The organism is Halococcus hamelinensis 100A6, assembly GCF_000336675.1.
GTDB classification, from domain to species: Archaea; Halobacteriota; Halobacteria; order Halobacteriales; family Halococcaceae; genus Halococcus; species Halococcus hamelinensis.
The window spans coordinates 1-1081 of sequence record NZ_AOMB01000028.1 but is presented as its reverse complement, the minus strand read 5'-3'; the positions used below and the strand labels follow the sequence as shown (position 1 = coordinate 1081).

General features: G+C 67.8%; 1 protein-coding gene and 1 pseudogene. Both read right to left on the bottom strand.

All coding sequences use genetic code 11. The features are described from left to right. On the bottom strand, positions 1-769 hold a 769-nt coding region (locus C447_RS09045), incomplete at its 3' end, for an ABC transporter permease (RefSeq protein ID WP_007693128.1). After that, positions 766-1081, bottom strand: a pseudogene (locus tag C447_RS09040) (ABC transporter substrate-binding protein); the annotation flags it as partial. The pseudogene C447_RS09040 and the gene C447_RS09045, both read right to left, overlap by 4 nt.

Sequence of the window (1081 nt, the reverse complement as noted above, 5' to 3'; positions counted from 1 at the left end):
GAGATGTGTATAAGAGACAGATCTGGTTCTGTAACAATCGCGACCCCTGGATGATGATGTAGCCGAGACCGGGACCGCCCGTGAGGAGTTCGGCGGCCACGACCGTGATCCAGCCGAGGCCCACCCCGAGCGACAGCCCGGTGATGATCGACGGCATCGTCGCCGGCAGGACCACGTGTCGAAACACGTCGGTCGAGGACGCGCCGAGGCTCTCGGCCGCCCGGCTGTACTCGGTCTCGATGTTGCGCGCACCCTCGATGGTGTTCGTGAATATCGGGAAGAAGGCCCCGATGAACACGACGAACAGCGCGGGGAGCGGGACCGAGACCGCGCCCAGAGCCAGCGTCGGGAGCACGATGATGGCTATCGGCAACCACGCGATCGGTGGGATCGGCCGGAACGCTTCGAGCGCGGGGTAGAGCCGGTTCTCCCACGTCGGGCTCGTGCCGATGAGCAAGCCGAGCGGGATCGCGAGGAGCGCCGCGGCGACGACGCCGATCGCCACCCGAGCCGTCGAGTAAGCGGCGTGGAGGTAGATGGTGTCGCCGCCCTCGGTCAGCGGTCGTCCGGCGAGCGCCGCGCCGAACTCGACGATCGTGGTGACGGGGCTCACGAAGTGCTCGAAGTTGAGCACGCCGAACCGATAGCAGAGCCACCAGATGGCGAGGAAGCCGACGAGCGAGAGGAGTTTGAGGACTCCCCGCGTCGGCGTGGGCAGCGCGCCCGACACCTGCTCGCCGAGCCGGTCGGTCACGGAGTCGGTGCTCATCGCATCGCCTCCGAGACGTTGGTCCCGGCGCTGCCGTTCGACGACCCGTTGCCGGCCTGTCGCGGCGACCACTCGACTTCGTCGGCGAGTTCGGCGGCGGCATCGTCGAGCACCCCGGGTTTATAGCGGTCGTCGGCCGGCGGGGCGTCGAGCGCCCCCTGGTCGGTGAGGAACTGCGGGGCGGTCTGCTTCATCAACCGACCCGGCTCGGTGGCTCGTTCGAAGTCGGTCGCGAACTGGAGGCGTTCGACGTTCTCGACGATCGGCGGGGGTCGGTACTCGCCCCAGTTGAGCGACGACCGGTTGAAGTAG